At 69.8% G+C, this 17,923-nt stretch carries 12 protein-coding genes; 6 read left to right on the plus strand and 6 right to left on the minus strand.

The window, feature by feature from the left end; translation table 11 throughout:
* Nucleotides 1-1,031 (minus strand): hypothetical protein (locus tag CXY76_RS06755; RefSeq protein ID WP_199190216.1); only part of this gene is annotated, 1,031 nt, incomplete at its 3' end.
* Between the two features lie 120 nt (nucleotides 1,032-1,151).
* Complete coding sequence (locus CXY76_RS06760; protein WP_146073393.1) at nucleotides 1,152-2,243, minus strand: hypothetical protein; 1,092 nt, start codon at nucleotides 2,241-2,243, stop codon at nucleotides 1,152-1,154.
* 195 nt (nucleotides 2,244-2,438) lie between these two features.
* Between CXY76_RS06760 and CXY76_RS06765 the strand changes: the two genes are divergently transcribed.
* From CXY76_RS06765 to CXY76_RS06775, 3 genes are all read left to right on the plus strand, one after another.
* Nucleotides 2,439-4,607, plus strand: coding sequence for a S9 family peptidase (locus CXY76_RS06765; protein WP_104163486.1), 2,169 nt, complete (start codon nucleotides 2,439-2,441; stop codon nucleotides 4,605-4,607).
* A 116-nt stretch (nucleotides 4,608-4,723) separates the two neighbouring features.
* Nucleotides 4,724-7,024, plus strand: a complete 2,301-nt coding sequence (locus CXY76_RS06770) for a bifunctional diguanylate cyclase/phosphodiesterase (RefSeq protein ID WP_104163487.1) — start codon at nucleotides 4,724-4,726, stop codon at nucleotides 7,022-7,024.
* Nucleotides 7,025-7,108: 84 nt separating this feature from the next.
* Nucleotides 7,109-10,117 carry an SNF2-related protein gene (locus CXY76_RS06775; protein WP_104163488.1) on the plus strand — a complete coding sequence of 1,003 codons (3,009 nt, stop codon included), beginning with the start codon at nucleotides 7,109-7,111 and terminating at the stop codon, nucleotides 10,115-10,117.
* A 74-nt stretch (nucleotides 10,118-10,191) separates the two neighbouring features.
* Here CXY76_RS06775 and CXY76_RS06780 read toward each other — a convergent pair whose 3' ends face one another.
* Complete coding sequence (locus tag CXY76_RS06780; RefSeq protein ID WP_104163489.1) at nucleotides 10,192-10,824, minus strand: NADPH-dependent F420 reductase; 633 nt, start codon at nucleotides 10,822-10,824, stop codon at nucleotides 10,192-10,194.
* 110 nt (nucleotides 10,825-10,934) lie between these two features.
* On the opposite strand from CXY76_RS06780, the gene CXY76_RS06785 reads away from it, so the two are divergent.
* Both CXY76_RS06785 and CXY76_RS06790 read left to right on the plus strand, forming a co-directional pair.
* A complete protein-coding gene (locus tag CXY76_RS06785; RefSeq protein WP_104163490.1) occupies nucleotides 10,935-11,441 on the plus strand; it encodes a MarR family winged helix-turn-helix transcriptional regulator in 507 nt (168 codons plus the stop codon).
* 3 nt (nucleotides 11,442-11,444) lie between these two features.
* Nucleotides 11,445-11,804, plus strand: a complete 360-nt coding sequence (locus CXY76_RS06790; protein ID WP_104163491.1) for a hypothetical protein — start codon at nucleotides 11,445-11,447, stop codon at nucleotides 11,802-11,804.
* A 4-nt stretch (nucleotides 11,805-11,808) separates the two neighbouring features.
* On the opposite strand, the gene CXY76_RS06795 is transcribed toward CXY76_RS06790, so the two are convergent.
* The gene (locus tag CXY76_RS06795; RefSeq protein ID WP_104163492.1) at nucleotides 11,809-15,321 is read right to left on the minus strand and encodes a bifunctional RecB family nuclease/DEAD/DEAH box helicase; all 3,513 of its coding nucleotides are present in this window, start codon (nucleotides 15,319-15,321) and stop codon (nucleotides 11,809-11,811) included.
* A 96-nt stretch (nucleotides 15,322-15,417) separates the two neighbouring features.
* Here CXY76_RS06795 and CXY76_RS06800 point away from each other — a divergent pair, with 96 nt between their 5' ends.
* The gene (locus tag CXY76_RS06800) at nucleotides 15,418-15,708 is read left to right on the plus strand and encodes a GNAT family N-acetyltransferase (protein ID WP_104163493.1); all 291 of its coding nucleotides are present in this window, start codon (nucleotides 15,418-15,420) and stop codon (nucleotides 15,706-15,708) included.
* Nucleotides 15,709-15,722: 14 nt separating this feature from the next.
* Here CXY76_RS06800 and CXY76_RS06805 read toward each other — a convergent pair whose 3' ends face one another.
* Complete coding sequence (locus tag CXY76_RS06805) at nucleotides 15,723-16,973, minus strand: exonuclease domain-containing protein (protein WP_104163494.1); 1,251 nt, start codon at nucleotides 16,971-16,973, stop codon at nucleotides 15,723-15,725.
* A gap of 113 nt (nucleotides 16,974-17,086) precedes the next feature.
* Entirely contained in the window at nucleotides 17,087-17,818 is a 732-nt protein-coding gene (locus CXY76_RS06810) for an endonuclease/exonuclease/phosphatase family protein (protein WP_104163495.1), read from the minus strand.
* Nucleotides 17,819-17,923 lie beyond the last annotated feature (105 nt).

Below are 17,923 nucleotides of genomic sequence, written 5' to 3' on the forward strand. Positions count from 1 at the left end.
AACGAGAACGTGGACTTCGCCTCAAAAACCGCATCGTTCGGGGCGGCCCCGTCGGGATTCAGCACCGCCTGCCACGTCGCGGCCATCTCCCGGATCCGGTCCGCCGGGAAGGTGAACCCGACCGAGGCGCCCAAGCGTTTGATCGGTCCGGTACAGACAACGTCGGTGTCGGTACCGGCGCCGGTATCGCCGTCGCTCTCGCTGCCAGGGTCGTTCGGGCCGCGGGTCCGGCCGAACACCGATCCGGTCGCCGATTCCACCAGGGCGGCCTCCCCGCCATCGACCTGGGTCTGGTTCGCGTCGAAACGGCCGTGCACCTTGTAGTCGGCCAGGCCCGTCACGATGTTCTCCGCCGCGTCGATACCGAGCTCGCCAGCGGCCATCGCCGCGGCCACGAACGGGAACACCGGCTCCAACACCGCCCCGCTCCACGCCCGCGGGGCCACCTTCTCACCCAGCGCCACCCGGCGCTTCATCTCCGGCACCGACGTGCCCGTCAACCGGATCAACAGATCGTTCTGATGCGTCGCCCCAAACCGCCAGGCCAGGGATTCCCGGCCCAACGCAGACCGGGACCGGTACCCGACCACGGTCGCGGTGCTGACCCGGGCGGCATCCACCGGCCGGCCGGTGCGCTCCACCATCTGCGTCAACGCCACCACCTCCGGGTCGCTCAACGCGTTCACGTCGATGGAATCCATCACCGCCCGCACCGTGCGCGCCGCGTCATCCAAGGCCTGAAGTTTCTCGCCGAACGGCCCGGTGTGAGCACGCTGCACCCCGGGCAGTTCGGCCGGATCCCGCCACTCGGGCTTCCCCTCACCCCGGCCGCGACGCGGCCTGCCAGAGGGGCCTGCGCCTGTCGTCACAGTGTCAGTACTGCCACTGAGGCTGGCGGCATCCGAGCCGGCGGCAGCACTGCCGGAAGCATCCGGCGCCGGGCCGGCCAGGGCGGTGTTCCAATCATGGAGATTCGACCCGGCGGGAGGAGTTCCCGTCGGTGCGGTGGAGCCCACTAGCTCGTCATCCATAACCCCATTCTCTCACGAATCGAACCTTTATGCGAGAAAATGTCACTATATTTAATGACACTTCCAGAAGTTCTTTCGCCGTAGAGGGGAAGCTGCCAGCCGGAGGCGCTCGGCCAGCTCTTACACAGCCGCCGCGTAGCGCGCGAAAGCTTTCACCGCGAGCGCCGTGGCATCCGCAAGGCCTGCCGGGCCCGTGGTGGTCACGGTGAGCCAGACACCATCCGCAAGCACGGTCACCTGGCAGTCGTGGTCGGAGCAGCCCGACAAAGCCTCGATTCCCGCGTCAGGCCACCGAGCATCCGCGTCGTGCGACAGGTCGACGGGCTGCACCGGAATCGACGAATTCAGGCTCGCGATCGACGCTTGACTCCAGGCGCTCTGCGCGGCGGGCAGCACCGTGAGGTGTACCCGGTCCCCGCCGGCGCCCTGGTCGGAGCCCCACGAGCAATCCACCAGGCCGGCGAGATACGCCGGGACCTCGAATCGGAAATTACCGCTGCCAACCGGCGTGATGTCACCTCCGCCCGCATCGATGAGGTGACCTGACTCGGTCAGGTCGAACGGGCTGAGCAGCGCCGCGCACTCTACCCGGGGCGCGATCGGCGGACTGGTCAGTGTCACCTCGGCGACGGCATCGGCCAGGGTGCCCGCGTAGGCCAGGAATTCCGCCTCATCGGGCTCCTGCTTGGCGACAGAGACCGAGAGCCAGTTCTCACCGACCAATATCTGCGCCCGGCACCCGTCCCACTCGCCACCCCGACAGGCGAAGAACGCCGCGTCACCGAGGCCCACCGGGAGCATGGGGTGGCCGTCGTTCGGGTCGGGCTCGGTGAGAGCGAAATACCTCGCGCTGCCGGGCAGGACCGAGACACGCACCGAGGACTCGTCATCCGTACCGGCTGCCGCCCAGTACCCGCACGATTGCTCGCCCGACGCCTCTCGTGCGGCAGCCGCCATCACGATCGCCACGGCCTCACTGTTCGGGGACGCGCCGCCCGTCGACGGGTCGGGGTAGACCTGGGCCAGATCCTCGACGGGCACGCCCAGGATGCCGGCGACAGCCGCGGCCGGCACCACGGCCGGGCAGTCGAGGGGCGCGAGAACTTCCGCTTCCTGTTTCAGGGCGGTTGGCGCGGCCGACGACGACGGTTCCGACGGTTGCGAGCCACCGGAGCATCCCGTCAGCAAAACCAGTAGTGTGCCTGCCGCCACGGCACGATGCGTAGCCGCTGTCATCCGATTCGGTGCGCGCATATCCCCCAGGCCTTTCATTGGCTCGTCCACTCCAATCCACACCCTAGGCCTATGCTTCGGCGCGCAGCCGGCCCGGATCACCCCCCAAACCGGGATGCGCCACTGCACGGAGCCACACGGGACACGGTCGGACGAGATGGCTACGCTGAAGTCATGAACCTTCCTCCCGTCGCCGCCCGGAAGCCCACGCGGCGCATCCACCACAACGATGTGTTCGTCGACAACTACGAGTGGATGCGCGACAAGGACACCCCGGAGGTCACCGCGCACCTCACGGCCGAGAACGCCTACACGGATGCCCGCACCAGCCACCTGGAGCTGCTGCAGGAGCAGATCTTCGAGGAGATCAAGGACCGCACCCAGGAGACCGACCTCAGCGTTCCGGTTCGCCGCGGGCAGTGGTGGCACTACACCCGCTCGGTGGAGGGGCAGGAGTACGGCATCCACTGCCGCGCGCCCATCAGCGGCCCGGACGACTGGACTCCCCCGGTGATCGAACCGGCCACCGGAACGAATGCGGGCGAATCCGCCCCCGGCCTGCCCGGCGAGCAGGTGCTGCTCGATGACAACGCCGAGGCCGCTGAGCACGACTTCTACTCCCTCGGCAGCTTCGACGTGAGCGACGACGGCACCACGCTGCTCTACGCCGTCGACGTCGAGGGCGACGAGCGCTACACGGTGCGGATCCGCACCATCGCGACCGGCGCGAACCTGCCCGACGAAATCCCGAACACCAGCGCCGGCGCCCTCTTCGACCCGAGCGGTCGCTACGTGTTCTACACGACCGTCGACGACGCATGGCGCCCCGATACCGTCTGGCGCCACGAAGTCGGCACCCCGGTCGAGGCAGACGTGACGGTGTTCACCGAACCCGACGAACGATTCTGGGTGGGCGTCGGCCGCTCGCGCAGCAACCGCTACCTCATGATCGAAGCCGGCTCCAGCGTCACCAGCGAGACCTTCCTCCTCGACGCCGCCGACCCCACCGGCGAGTTCACGGTGGTCTGGCCACGGCGCGACAACGTGGAGTACGACGTGGAGCACGCCGTCATCGACGGCGAGGACCGCCTGCTGATCGTGCACAACCACAACGCCGTGAACTTCGAACTCGTCAGCGTCCCGGCCGGCGACCCGCAGGACGAGGGCCGGGTGGTCCTGCCGCACAGCGAGCGCATCCGGCTCGAGAGCGTCGACGCGTTCCGCGACTTCGTCGTTGTCGAGTACCGCAAAGACGGCCTCACCCGGGTGGCCTACGCCACCAAGCGCGGCGGCGGCCTCACCGAGATCACCTTCGACGAGGAGCTCTTCTCGGTGGGCACCGGCGGCAACCCGGAATGGGACCAGCCGACCATCCGTCTGGGCTACACGAGCTTCGTGACCCCTTCGACGGTCTACGACTACGTGGTCGCCACCGGCGAGCTGCGCCTGCTCAAGCAGCAGCCGGTGCTCGGCCACTACGACCCGACCCTGTTCGAGCAGCGCCGCGAGTGGGCCGTGGCCGCCGACGGCACCCGGGTGCCCATCTCCATCGTCTACCGCAAAGACCTCGTCGAGCCCGGTATCCCGGCGCCGACCCTGCTCTACGGGTACGGCTCCTACGAGATCAGCATCGACCCGTCGTTCAGCATCTCCAGGCTCAGCCTGCTCGACCGGGGCATGATCTTCGCGGTCGCCCACGTGCGCGGCGGCGGGGAGCTCGGCCGGCTCTGGTACGAAAACGGCAAGACCCACCAGAAGCGCAACTCCTTCACTGACTTCGTCGCCTGCGCCGAGCACCTCATCGACTGCGGCTACACCTCGCCGGACAAGCTCGTCGCCGAGGGCCGCAGCGCCGGTGGCCTGCTGATGGGCGCCGTAGCGAACATGGCGCCGTCGCTGTTCGCCGGAATCCTCGCCGGAGTACCGTTCGTCGACCCGCTCACCTCGATCCTCGACCCGAGCCTGCCGCTCACGGTGATCGAGTGGGACGAGTGGGGCGACCCGCTGCACGACGCCGAGGTGTACGCCTACATGAAGAGCTACTCGCCGCTGGAGAACGTGCACCAGACCCACTACCCACGCATCCTCGCCGTCACCAGCCTCAACGACACCAGGGTGCTCTGCGTGGAGCCGGCCAAGTGGGTCGCCAGGCTCCGCGAGGTAGGGGCGGATGCGCTGCTGAAGACCGAGATGTCGGCCGGCCACGGCGGTGTCTCGGGTCGCTACGCCGGCTGGCGCGAGCGGGCCTTCGACTACGCCTGGGTGATCGATGCGGCCGGAGCGCACCCGTCTGGCGAAGGCGAATTCGCCTCCCTCAGCGGCGCAGACGGCGACGCCGCCTAGCCCGCTCGATGGCCAGGGGGTGGGACGCTGGTCGGCGACGGTGCACAACCCAGTAAAGTGAGCAGGTCGCGGCAGTGTGTCCGCAAGGTACTTGGTCTCGGAGGGGGGACTCGACGATGACGTCAGTGTCGACCATCCCGCGTCCCCGGCCGCGGCTGTCCCGCGCCGATTACGTCGTGTTCGGCGGCATCGCCGTGCTGCTGCTCGCCAACCTCCTCGGCCTGGTGTTCCACGGCGGCCGGTTCAACCCGTTCGTTGACGGCTGGCTGGCCGTGCTCAGCGACTGGGCAGCCGTGGTGCTTGTCTGGCTGGCCGTCAACCGGGTGCGCCTCTCCCGGCCCGACATCATCCTCGCCGCGGCAGCGGTGACGGCACTGGCCGTGGGCGACACCGCGTACAGGCTGCTTCCTGACCATGCCGGCGCTGCGCTCATGCCCTCGCTCGCCGACACCGGCTACCTGCTGTTCTACGTCTTCATGGTGGGCGTGCTCGCCGTGATAGCCCGCCGTTCGTTGCGCGCGCCGGCCTGGCCGGTGCTTCTCAACAGCGCCGTCGGCGCGTTGGGAGCCGCCTCGGTGCTCGCCATGATGCTCACCCCGGCCCTCGAAACGGCGTTCAACTCCCCGTTTTCCGTGCCGGTCTTTCTCAGCATGGCGTTTCCGGTGCTCGACCTGCTGCTCATCGCGGCTCTCGCGGGCGTCGCTGCGATGCCGGGCCGGGTGCTGGGCCGCTCCGGGCTGTTGCTGGCGGTCGGTCTGCTGCTCTTCGCCACGGCCGACGCCGTCTACGCCCTGCAGGTGCAGGTCGACTCGGTGCTCATCGGATCGGCCCTCAACGGCGTCTGGGCGATCGGCTTCGCACTCATCACCGCGTGGGTGCTCGCTTCGGGGCGCCGCCGCCCCTTGCCGGACGACTCGGCGGTGGTCACCGTCGCCGACGGCACCACCGACGCCGCCTCGTCGGTGACGGCTCCGATGGCGGCCACGGCCGCCGGCCTGGCCGTGCTGCTGCTGGCCAGCCAGACCCACGTCTCGGTGCTGGCTGTCGGCCTCGCCGGCGGCACCCTGGCACTGGCCGCGATCCCGCTGGCCTTCAGGCAGCGCCAGCTGCACTCCCTCTCCCGCACCGACGAGCTGACCGGGCTGCCCAACCGACGGGCCCTGGCCGTGGATGTCGCCGCCCGGCTGCGCGCCGTCGACGCCAGGCCGAGCGCACTGCTGGTGCTGGACCTGGACAGGTTCAAGGAGATCAACGACAGCCTCGGCCACGAGGCGGGCGACCTGTTGCTCGAACGAATCGGCGCCCGGCTGTCCGACGCCCTGCAGGCCGGGGATCTGCTGGCCAGGCTCGGCGGCGACGAATTCGCCGTCCACCTGCACCACGCCGACCAAAAACGCGCCACGGCCATGGCCCGCCGCTTGCGCCTGGTGACCGCACGTCCCCTCGTGATCGACGGACTGAGCCTCGAGATCGGGCTGAGCATCGGCATCGCGCTGTCGCCGGAGCACGGCTCCGACCTGAGCGGGCTGATGCGCAAGGCCGACATTGCCATGTACGCGGCGAAGTCCAGCCGGGTGGGCCAGCACGTCTACTCCCCCGGCGACGACAGCAACGACGAAGCCCGTCTGCGCACCCTGCATGAGTTGCGCATCGCCCTGGCCAACAACCAGCTCGTGCTGCACTACCAACCCAAGGTGCACCTGCCCACCGACACCGTGCCCGGCGTCGAGGCACTGGTGCGCTGGAACCACCCGACGCGGGGGCTCCTGTACCCTGCCGCGTTCCTGGACGTTGCCGAGAACGGTGGCCTGATGCGCACCCTCACCCGGGTGGTCCTCGAACTCGCCCTCGACCAGGCCGTGCTCTGGCAGGCCCAGGGGCGCACGGTGACGGTGGCCGTCAACCTGTCGTCGCGGTCGCTGGCCGACTACCAGCTCGCCGGGGTGGTCACCACGATGCTCACCGAACGGGGGCTGCCCGGTTCCGCGCTCATGCTCGAGGTCACCGAGGAATTCCTGCTGGTGGACCGCGACCGCGCCCGCAACATCCTGCTGCGGCTGCGGAAGGCCGGCGTGCTGATCGCCGTCGACGACTTCGGCACCGGTTACAGCTCGCTCGCCTACCTGCGCGACCTGCCGATCGACGAACTCAAGCTCGACCAGTCCTTTGTCATTCCGATGCTCGACGACGACAGGGCGTCGGCGTTGGTCGCGTCCTCGATCCACCTCGGCCACAGCCTGGGGATGCGCATCGTGGCCGAGGGCGTCGAGACCGTGGAGGTGCTGGACCAGCTGGCACAGTTCGGCTGTGACATGGCGCAGGGCTATCACCTGTCGCGCCCGATTCCCGCGGCGGAGCTGGAGCGCTGGCTCGACTCCCGCACGCCGATGCCGGTCGGGCTGCGGGCCATCCGCTAGCCACCGACACCGGACCACGCCCGACCTGACCGGATGCCCCCGGCCTCGGCCCGGCTGTCGGTGGGTGCGTGAGAGCATTGAGCCATGCCGCCCACCCCGCCGTCACCTGGCGCAGCCGACTGGAAGTCGGCCGTTGAGGCACTCACCGGCCCGGCCCCGGCGGAGCCGACCCTGCCGCCCGTCGACGAACCCGGCGACGGCGCGCGCACGGCCATGGGACTGCTCTTCGAGCTGCGGGAGCAGACCCCCCGCAGCAACGACCGTTGGCGCGGGGCCACCGCCGTGCGCGCCTCGGCCACCCGGGCCAGGACCGGCGCTGTTCGGCTCGGCGTGCGCCCGGTGCTCCGCAGCGACGCCGGCAAGTGGGTGAAGTCCACGATCACCTGGAGCAACGTGGGCTACCAGCTCAATCGGCAGAACCTCAACGTTGCTCAGCACCGCTGGTTCTGCCAGTTCGTGCCGCTGCACAGGGTCGACCGGCCGGTCTACAACGGCCAGGACACCGAGTGGCTCTACCTCGACGAGTTCGAGAGCCCCCTGCTCTGGCACCTGCTCGCCGAAGCGCAGCGGCTGGGCATCGGCCTGACCGGCAGCCACAAGGACGCCGCCGTGACGGTGGCCGCCACGGCGAGTGTGCTGCTCGATGCCGTGCACACCCCCGAGGCCCTCACCCTCTCCCCCGTGCTCAACATCGACGGGCACCGGCATCCGGTCGGCGATGCCGGCGCGCTCGGCGACCACGGTGTCTACGCCTACAGGCTCGGCGCCGACCCGGCCATCGTGCTGGCCCCGAGCCTCGAACCGCTGAGCGCGGAGCAGCGCCGTCTGCTCGGCAGCACCGGCGACCGCTCGGCGGGCGCGCCCGGCCTGGTCGTGCCGGCCGGCGAGGTCGACGAGTTCCTGCGCGAGTACTACCCGACCCTGCGCCGCAGCCTGCCGATCGTGAGCACGGATGCCTCCGTAGAGTTCCCGCCGCCGCCTCCTCCGGTGCTCGTGCACACCGTGAGCTTCGAACCGAAGCAGGCCGTGCGGCTGGACTGGCAGTGGCAGGGCGACCGCGACGAGCAGGCCGAGGACGAGGTCCTGGCCAGGGTGACGACCGCCCTGCCCGACCTGTCCGCGCCCGCCGACCCTGACGCGCTGCCCGTGACCCTCAAGGGCCTGTCCGCCGCCGAATACACCGACCGAACCCTGCCCCGGCTCGACGCCATTCCGGGGGTGCGGGTGCAGCTGATCGGCGAGAAGCCGGACTACCGGGAGCTCACCGGCACCCCACAGCTGATCGTGACGACAGTGGAGACCGAGAAACGCGACTGGTTCGACCTCGGCGTGATCGTGCGGATCGACGGTCGCAGCATCCCGTTCAACCCGATCTTCACGGCGCTGGCGAAGGGTCGGAAGAAGCTGCTGTTGGTGGACAACAGCTACCTCTCGCTCACCCAGCCGGTGTTCGACAGGCTGCGGGAACTCATCGAGGAGGCCAGGGCGCTGTCGGAATGGGAGACCGGCCTGCGCATCAACCGGCACCAGGCCAGCCTGTGGTCGGACTTCGAGGACCTCGCCGACGAGACCGAGCAGGCCGTCTCGTGGCGGGCCGCGGTGGGCGGGCTGCTGCAGCTCGAGCGCGGTCAAGCGGATGCCGCGGCCCTGCCCCGGGCCACGCCGCTGCCGGCCGGGCTGAACGCCACCCTGCGCCCGTACCAGCTGGCCGGGTTCGAGTGGCTGGTCTTTCTCTGGGAGCACGGCCTGGGCGGCATCCTCGCCGACGACATGGGCCTGGGCAAGACGCTGCAGGTGCTGGCGCTGCTCAGCCACGCCGTGCAGCACCCCGCCGGCACCGGGGAGCCCCGCCGGCCGTTCCTGGTCGTGGCGCCCACCTCCGTGGTCTCCAACTGGCTCGCCGAAGCGGCCCGGTTCACGCCGGGCCTCCGCGTGGGCTCGGTGACCAGCACCCAGGCCACCAGCGGCCGCTCCCTGGCCGACCAGGCCGACGGCGTGGACGTGCTCGTCACCTCCTACGCACTGTTGCGCCTCGACTTCGAGGCCTACCAGGCGCACGGCTGGGCGGGGCTGATCCTCGATGAGGCCCAGTTCGTCAAGAACCGCACCTCGCAGCTGCACCGCGCGGCCCGCGACCTCGACGTGCCCTTCAAACTGGCCGTCACCGGCACGCCCCTGGAGAACAACCTGCTCGAACTCTGGGCGCAGTTCGCCATCGTGGCCCCCGGCCTGTTCCCCTCGGCCCGCCGCTTCACCGAGGAGTACCTGCGCCCGGCCGAACGCAAGGTGCGCTCCCAGCGCGAGCTGATCGACCGGCTGCGGCGGCGCATCCGCCCGCTGATGCTGCGGCGCACCAAGGATGTCGTGGCCCGCGACCTGCCGGCCAAACAGGAGCAGGTGCTCCACATCGACCTCGACCCGGAACACCGGGAGATCTACGACACCTTCCTGCAGCGCGAGCGGCAGAAGCTGTTGGGCCTGATGGACGACCTGGAGGCCAACCGCTTCATCGTGTTCCGGTCGATCACCCTGCTGCGGATGCTGAGCCTGGATGCCTCGCTGGTCGACGAGCAGTATGCCGGCGTGCCCTCCAGCAAGCTTGATGCGCTGTTCGAGCAACTCGACGAGGTGGTCGCCGAGGGGCACCGGGCGCTGATCTTCAGCCAGTTCACCTCCTACCTGGCCCTGGCCGCCGCCCGCCTGGACGCCCGGGGCGTGCGGTACAGCTACCTCGACGGTTCCACCACCGACCGGCCGGGCGTGATCGACGAGTTCAAGACCGGGGACGCACCGGTGTTCCTGATCAGCCTCAAGGCCGGCGGCTTCGGCCTGAACCTCACCGAGGCCGACTACGTGTTCCTGCTCGACCCCTGGTGGAACCCGGCCAGCGAGAACCAGGCCATCGACCGCACCCACCGCATCGGCCAGACCCGCAACGTGATGGTCTACCGGCTGGTGGCCGCCGACACCATCGAGGAGAAGGTGATGGCGCTCAAGGAGTCCAAGGCCAAGCTGGTCGAGGCGGTCCTCGACGACGATGCCGTATTCGCGGCCGCCCTCACCCCCGACGACATCCGCGCCTTGCTCGCATAGCCCGCGAACCGTGAGAAAAGCCCCAAGAATCTTGGATTCTTGGGGCTTTTCTCTCAGTTCGCGAAAGGGGCTGGCTACTTGACCAGGGCGAAGCCGCCGGTCCAGCCGATGGAGGAGCCCGCGGCGAGAGTGAGCTGCAGGAAGCCGAGGGCCTCGAGTTCGCGGGCGCGCTTGAGGGCACCGGCGTCGAGGGCGAGCACGCCACCGGCGATGAGCAGGGCGATCAGGGCCTCCTTGGCGGATGCGTCGTCGCCGGCGACGAGCACCGTGGTGGGTGCGACGCCGTTGACGCCGCCGGTGGCCAGGGTGGCGGCGAAGGTGGTGTTGAAGGCCTTGAGCACGCGGGCGCCGGGAACCGTCTCGGCGATGACCTGCGCGGCGGAGCCGTCCGCCGGCACGACGAGCGAGTCGAAGGTGGCGAAGTCGAGCGGGTTGGTGATGTCGACGAGGATCTTGCCGTCGAGCTGGCCGGCGTACTGAGCGAGCACCCCGGCGACCGCCGGGTAGGGCAGGGCGAGAACCACGATCTCACCGGTGAGGGCATCGCCCACGACACCCGACACGACGGATGCGCCGGCCAGCGCCGCGGCCGCCGCGGTCTTGTCGGCGTCCTGGGCCAGCAGCTGCACTGAAGCGCCGCCCGTGGCCGCGATCGTCGCGATCGCGGTTCCCATGTTGCCTGCCCCGATGATGCTGATGCTCGTCATGACGTACTCCCTCTCGCCTTGCGGCGGATGATTGGTTGTTGTTACAAGTAATGTATCGGCTTTTAGTTGTTGCGTCAACTAAAGCTGGATCTGCTTGATAAGCTATCCACATGGACACGAACGAAACGCCCGCCGTGCAGGGACTCAACCAGGCCCAACTGCACGCTTGGCTGCGTTTCGTCGCCGTGGTGGAGCTGGTCCCCGGCCTGCTCGACTCCCAGCTTCAGCGCGACTCGGACCTGAGCCACTTCGAGTACTACGTGCTCGCCATGCTCTCCGAGGCGCCCGACCACACCCTGCGGATGACCGGGCTGTCCTCGATGACCAATTCCAGCCTGCCCAGGCTCTCGCACGTGGTGCGCCGGCTCGAAGACCGCGGGCTCGTGCAACGCACCCCGTGTCCGAGCGACCGGCGGGCGACGAACGCCAGCCTCACCGAGGAGGGCTGGGCCGTCGTGCAGGCCGCCGCGCCCGGGCACGTGCGCACGGTGCGGGAGAACGTGATCGACCCGCTCACCGACGAGCAGATCGCGCAGCTCGACGCCATCTCAAACCAGCTGTTGATGAAGCTCGATCCCACCAACCGCCTCAATCCCGGGTCCCCGACGGGAGTCTGAGTCATGCGGATCACGCGGCTTGAACCCGGCGAGGTCTTCGTCTTCGGGTCCAACGCGACCGGGCTGCACGCGGCCGGCGCCGCCGCACTGGCCCACGAGAAATTCGGCGCGGTCTGGGGCCAGGGCCACGGGCTGCACGGGCAGTCCTATGCGATCAACAGCATGAGCGGACTGGCCGTGCTGCGGCACGAGGTGACCGGATTCGTTCGCTTCGCGGCCGAGCATCCGGAACTGAGGTTTCTGGTGACCGAGATCGGTTGCGGCATCGCCGGCTACACACCCACCGAGGTCGCACCGTTCTTCGCCGGGGTCGGCGCCAACGTGGTGCTGCCAGAGCGCTTCGCGGAGCAACTCGGGCGCTGAAGCCTCAGCCTTCGACGAGCTCGATGAAGGCGCTCAGCTGCGCGAGAGTGCCGGCGTTGTGGGGCAGGGCATCCGTGAGCGCGGGTGAATAGAGCAGGTACGCCGCCCACTGCGCACGGGAGATGGCCACGTTGAGCCGGTTGGCCAGCAGCAGGAATTCGAGCCCGCGCGGCACCTCCTCAGCGCTGGATGCCGCCAGCGACACTATCGCCACGGCCGCCTCACGGCCCTGGAACTTGTCGACGGTGCCCACGCTCACATCGTGCCAGCCGTCGATCGCCAGCCGCTGGCGGATCACCTCGACCTGCGCGTTGTAGGGGGCGACGACGATGAGGTCCTGCTGGCCGAGCGGGGTGCTCGCGCCGTTGACGGTCCAGGCGCGGCCCAGCAGCGAGCCGATCAGCCCGGCGACGGCGTCGGCCTCCTCGGGCGACGAGGTGGAGTTGAGGGTGTGCGGCACGGGCAGCGGATGCAGGCCGGGTTCGACCCCGTCGAGGTGCCGGGCGGCGGCCTGGGATTCGAGCTTGCCCTCGTAGGAGAGTGCGGAGACCGGCGCGCACACCGCGGGGTGCATGCGCCAGCTCTTGGCCAGGAAGTAGCCGAACTCGGCCGGGAGCACATCGTGCCCGTCGGTGAGCCAGCCGAGCGCCGACACGTCCACGGGCTCGGGGTGCGAGCCCTGGCTCACCTGCGGCAGCTGCTGCGGGTCGCCCAGCAGCAGTAGGCGCCGGGCCGACACTGCGGAGGCGATGGTGCTGGCCAGGGAGAACTGGCCGGCCTCGTCGATCACGAGCAGGTCCAGCGAGCCCGGTTCGATGCGGGCGGCGTTGCTGAAGTCCCAGGCCGTGCCGCCGAGCACGAAGCCGCCGGCCTGGCCGGTGAACTCGGCGAAACGGTTGGGCGCCAGTGCGGTCCAGCCGTTCTCCCGGGGTTGCTCCCCCGCCTTGGCCTTCTTGCCCACGTGCCCGGAGCCGAGTCCCGCCTTGAGCACGGCACTGAGCATGTTCTCCACGGTCGCGTGCGACTGGGCGACCACGCCGATCTTCCAGCCGTGGTCCCGCACGAGTTCGGCGATCACCCGCGAGCCCGTGTAGGTCTTGCCGGTGCCGGGCGGGCCCTGCACCGCCAGGTACGACCTGTCGATGCTGAGCAGGCTGTCCCGGATGGCCGTGGTGATGTCACTCGAGCCTGTCGACGCCGTGCTGAGCTTGTCGAAGTAGACCCCGCTGGTCGAGCTTGTCGAGACCACCCTCTGTGCTGAGCCTGTCGAAATGCGCCGCGGCGGCACCCGCCGCAAGACGTCCAGCGCCGCATCCGGCAGCATCGCCGGTAACGCGTCAAGCACCCGCTGGCCCCACTCGGCGATCGCCGGCACCTGCGTACCGGGCGGCGGCGGGGTCGCCGGGGTCAGCGCCATCGGCAACTGGTCGTAGGCGTCGACGCCGCGGCCGAGCTTCTCGGTGACATAGAGCACCTCTTCGCCGGTGGCCTCGTCGACCAGCCCGGTGATCTCGGTGCGCTCGTGCGCCACCCTCGAGCCGGGCTCGCCGGCCTGGGCGAGCGGCGGGTAGGGGGCGTCGTAGAGCAGGAACGGTTTCTGCCCGAGCTTGAGCGAACTTCCCGGCGCCGGCTCGCCCTCGATGCGCAGCACCCTGGACAGGTTGCGGTCGCGGCCCACGAGGCCCCAGTCGCGTTCGACGGTGACCTGCGCCACGATCAGCACGTCACGGGTGGCCGACCACTCGTCGACGGGGTTGCGCAGCCTGTCGAAGTGCTCCTGCCAGAACTTCTTGCCCTCCCGGCGGTGGTAGTCGATGGCGGCGGAGGCCAGGGCGATCGCGGTCTGGTCGGCCGTGCGGTCGCCGGGCGGCGCATCCGCCACCTCGGCCGCCAGGGCAAGGTAGACCGGGCTGGGCTCGCGCACCGGGATGTCGAGCGTCAGGTCCCGGGCGGCCGCGCGCGGGATGCCGGCCTCGTCGGCGCGGGCGAGCAGCCAGTCGCGCAGGCGCAGCGTGGAGAGGCAGTCGTATTCGTTGTAGTCGGCGATGGCGTCGAGCTTGGCCTGAGCGGCATCCGTCTGCCCGGCCCTGAACAGGTCGCGGGAGTCGGCGTACTCGGTGATGGAGTCGGCGGCGTTGTCGACGCCCTCGCGGTGCTCGTCGCCCATGTAGAGCGGTTCGAGCTTCTTGATCGAGTAGCTGCGGGAGCCCACCCGCAGGCTCTTCTTGACCACCGGGTAGAGGTCCACGAGCACGTTGTCGCGGAGCAGGTCGTCGATGGCGTCTTCGCCCACACCGTGCCGGGCCGCCAGCGAGAGCAGGTGGGTGCGCTCGTACGCGGCGTAGTGGTAGATGTGCAAATTGGGGTGCCGGGCGCGTCGCCTGGCCACATAGGCCAGGAAGTCGATCAGGGCCTGCCGTTCCTCGGCGTAGTCGTGCGCCCAGAACGGACGGAAGGTGCCGTCGGTCTCGATGAGGCCGAAAAGGTAGTCCAGGCCCCACTCCGGGCTGTCGGTGCCGACGGCGGTCTCGCTGTAGAGCGGGTCACCCTCGAAGTCGAAGAAAATGTCGCCGGCGTCGGGCTCGGGCAGGGCACCGAGCGCCACCGGGTTGTAGACCTCGAAGGCGGGGGCGTCGGCATGGCCGGACTGCCCGGTGGCGAGCTGGCGGGACTGCAGCTGCAGCCGGGCCTGGGCGCGGAGTGCCTCGGTCGTGGCGTCCACGAGCCCGTCGACCGGGCCGGTGCTCGCCGCCAGGGCCTCGATGGTGGTCAAGCCAGCCTCGAGCAGGTGCCGGCGCTGGGTGAGCCGCATGCCGGCGACGAGCAGCACGTCGCGGTGCGCCTCCACCTCAACGGAGCACGCCGCGCACCGCCCGCAGGCCGCGTAGCGCGGGTCGCCCCACGGGGTGGGCTCCGGGTCGGCGATCCGCTCGTCGATCAGGCGTTCGAGCCGGGCGCGGCGCTTGCGGTAGACGGGCAGGATGTCACGGAGCCTATGCGAACTCGTGCGTCCGTCGCCGAGCAGCAGGTGCACCTGCTCGCCGGTGCGGATGCCGAGCCTGTCGAGCTGGTCGCTGTACGCGGCCACCTGCAGCAGGGCGGTGATCTTCGCCGAGCGCGCCAGCTTGGTGTCGTAGACCTCGTAGGCGCCGTCCTCGGTGCGCATGATGAAGTCGGCGAACCCGACGAAGCGGCCGTCGAAGAAGGTGGCCTGGAAAAGCACGTCGGCGCCGGCCCGGAACTCGTCCGCCGTCGCGGCCGCCGCCTCCGGCAGGTCCCGCATCGACGGGCGGGCGAACTCGACCACGTCGCGGCTCTGCCGCAGCCGTTCGAGATAGCGCAGCTCGTGCTCGTCGCCGAGAGCGCCGGCCCGGCGCAGCATGGCGTCACCCTCGTCGTGCACGGTCTCGATGCGGCCGAGTTTGCCGTCGAGTTTTCGCATCACGGCCCACTCGCAGCCCGCGGCGGCGCCGAGGTCGCTCGCACTGAAGATCACTGTTGAATCGAGCAAGAACACGAAGGCGCCTCCACCTGCTGGGATGTGGTCAGGCTACCGGAGGCCACCGACACCGGCCCGCTCCCCGCAGGGCAAGCGGCGGTCTACGCTTAACGGGTGACCACAGTTCTCGTGCACGAACCGGATGCCTCCCGCTACGCCCTCTACATCGACGGCGAGCTCGCCGCCCTGGCCGACTACCGCGTACAGGGCGACATCGTCTCGTTCAACCACACCTTCACCGATCCCCACCGCCGCGGGCAGGGCCTGGCCGGGCAGGTCGTGGAGTTCGCGATGGACGACGTCGAGGCCACCAGCACCCGGGCCGTGTCGCCGGACTGCTGGTACGTGGGCAAGTGGTTCGCCAAGCATCCGGAGCGGGCCAACCTGCTGCGGGTGCGCGACTAGCGAACCCGACCGGCTCACGCCCCGGCGAAGCGCGCGCCGGCGAGGCGGGCCAGGGTGGCCTCGTCGACGATGGGGATGCCGTAGTCGCGGGCCTTGCGGGCCTTGCCGGAGAGCGAATCGGCGTCCGCGGCCACGAGCAGCTTAACCTTCTTGGTCACCGCCCGCCACGGCACCAGGCCGAGCTCGCGCAGCTCCCGCTCCAGCTCGCTGCGGGTGCGGCTCATCTCCCCCGTCAGCACGACGAGGTCACCGGCCACCAGGACGAAGCCGGGTCCGGCCGGCGCCACGGCGGCCGGGGCCGGGGTCTGCTGCCGGGTCTCGTCGAGCGCCGCAGCGATGGTCTCTGTGGGCAGCGCGAGGAGCATGCCCACGCTCACCAGGTCGGCGAGCTCCCCGCCGGTGAGGATGCCGTCCGACCAGGCGAGCGCGGTCAGCGCGGCGAAGTACTGCCGGTGCAGCGCCTCACAGGTGGACCGGCTCAGGCCGAGTTCGCCGGCCAGCCGCACCAGCGACTGGGCCTCGTGCACCGACAGCGCCCGGTCGAGCAGGCACCGATCGAGCAGGGCCAGGTAGTCGACGTACTCGGCCGGGCCGGCCACATCCGGCAACCGGGTGGTGATGCGCTCGAGGAAGGAGTCCGCGGTCATCGGGTGCGACGAGACCGTGCGCGCGCACCACGGCAGCGACGACACCTCGCCGGCCGGCCACTGCGACGCGGCGGCCGCGGCGAGGTGCGCGAACCAGAACTCCGGCGCATCCGCTGCCTCGATGTACGCGGCGAGCAGTCGGGCGGTGGCGAGAGCGTCGACGGAGGCCCGGTGGGCGGCGCCCGGGTCGATGTCGAGGGCCGCGCAGCAGTCGGCGAGGGAGCGTCCAGCGCCGGGCAGGAAATCGCGGGCCAGTTGCATGGTGCACAGGCTGACGATCTCGGCGGGCGCGGCCCGGCCGGCCCGGCTCAGTTCGGCGAGCAGAAACCGGATGTCGAAGCTCGCGTTGTGCGCCACGACCACGCGGCCGCGCAGCAACTCGATGAGCCGCGGGGCGATCTCGGCGAAGGAGGGGGCGTCGAGCACGTCGGCCGCCCGGATGCCGTGGATGTCCTGCCTGCCGAGGTCCCGGCCCGGGTTGACCAGCGTCTCCCAGCGGCCCTCGATGAGGCCCCGGTCGCTGACGTGCACCACGGCGAGCTCGATGACCCTGTCGTGATGAGCGGGAAAGAGGCCGGTGGTTTCGAAATCGATCACGGCGAAACCAGGACCGGCCATGGGGCTCCTTCGCAATCTGTATGCCTGACTCTAGACCCGCGGGCAGGGTCAGGAGTGCCGCGGAAGCGCGGCAGCGGACCGGCCGGCGGCCGGGCGGGGTGGGCGGGTGCCGGTTAGATCGAGAATTCGCCGTCGACAGGGGCCGCGGCGGCCTCCGGGGAACCCTCGGCCGGACCGTTGGTGTAGGACGAGGTGACCAGGATCGGCATGTGGTCTGAGGTGCCGCGGGGCAGCGTCTCGACGTTGTCGATGGTGAGCCCCACCGAGGTGGCCAGGTCGAAGTGGCCGCGGAAGAACTTGTACCGCGTGTAGGTGCGGCTGTCGCTCAGGGTGAGGTCGTAGCCGGACTCCTTGACCTCCCTGCTGAGGTGCTTCTTGAAGATCGGGTAGTTGTAGTCGCCCACCATCAGTGTCGGCAGGTTGGGGCCGAGCACGGCGAGTTCCTCATGGGCCGAGCGAATCTGGTTGCGTCGCAGCGAGTTCAGCGCCGTGAGCGGCGCGGCGTGGAACGACGCCACGACGAGCTCACGCTGCGCGGCCATGTCGAACAGGCGGGTGCCGATCAGTCGTTCGTGCGCCGGCGTGAGCACGAGGTCGTGCAGAGACTTCTTGAGCGCGAAGGTCTGGGTCTTCTGTGCGGTGAACCGGTCCCGCCGGTAGTACACGGCCAGGCCCAGCCGGTTGCGGGTGGTGGAATCCGCCAGATGCAGCAGGCCGACCTCGGCGGGCAGGTCGAGCGTGTCGCACTCCTGCAGGCACAGCAGGTCGGGGTCGTACTCTTCGGCCAGGGCGATGAGTTCCCCGCTGGCACTGTTCTTGCGCAGGTTGTAGCTGATGACCTTCACGTCAGACCTATCTCTGAATCGGTGGTAGACATCCAGCCTACTTTCGCTTCGTGGCGAACACCGCATCGGGCCGCGTGCCGGGGGCACGCTGCTACCGTGTAGTCA

It is taken from the genome of Cryobacterium sp. N22 (assembly GCF_002929555.1).
In the GTDB taxonomy this organism is placed as follows: domain Bacteria; phylum Actinomycetota; class Actinomycetes; order Actinomycetales; family Microbacteriaceae; genus Cryobacterium.

Excerpts from the sequence above, each read along its gene's own strand:
- CXY76_RS06785 (WP_104163490.1), top strand. The coding sequence starts at position 10,935 with ATGGACACGAACGAAACGCCCGCCGTGCAGGGACTCAACCAGGCCCAA.
- CXY76_RS06775 (WP_104163488.1), top strand. The coding sequence starts at position 7,109 with ATGCCGCCCACCCCGCCGTCACCTGGCGCAGCCGACTGGAAGTCGGCC.
- CXY76_RS06770 (WP_104163487.1), top strand. The coding sequence starts at position 4,724 with ATGACGTCAGTGTCGACCATCCCGCGTCCCCGGCCGCGGCTGTCCCGC.
- CXY76_RS06790 (WP_104163491.1), top strand. The coding sequence starts at position 11,445 with ATGCGGATCACGCGGCTTGAACCCGGCGAGGTCTTCGTCTTCGGGTCC.
- CXY76_RS06805 (WP_104163494.1), bottom strand. The coding sequence starts at position 16,973 with ATGGCCGGTCCTGGTTTCGCCGTGATCGATTTCGAAACCACCGGCCTC.
- CXY76_RS06765 (WP_104163486.1), top strand. The coding sequence starts at position 2,439 with ATGAACCTTCCTCCCGTCGCCGCCCGGAAGCCCACGCGGCGCATCCAC.
- CXY76_RS06780 (WP_104163489.1), bottom strand. The coding sequence starts at position 10,824 with ATGACGAGCATCAGCATCATCGGGGCAGGCAACATGGGAACCGCGATC.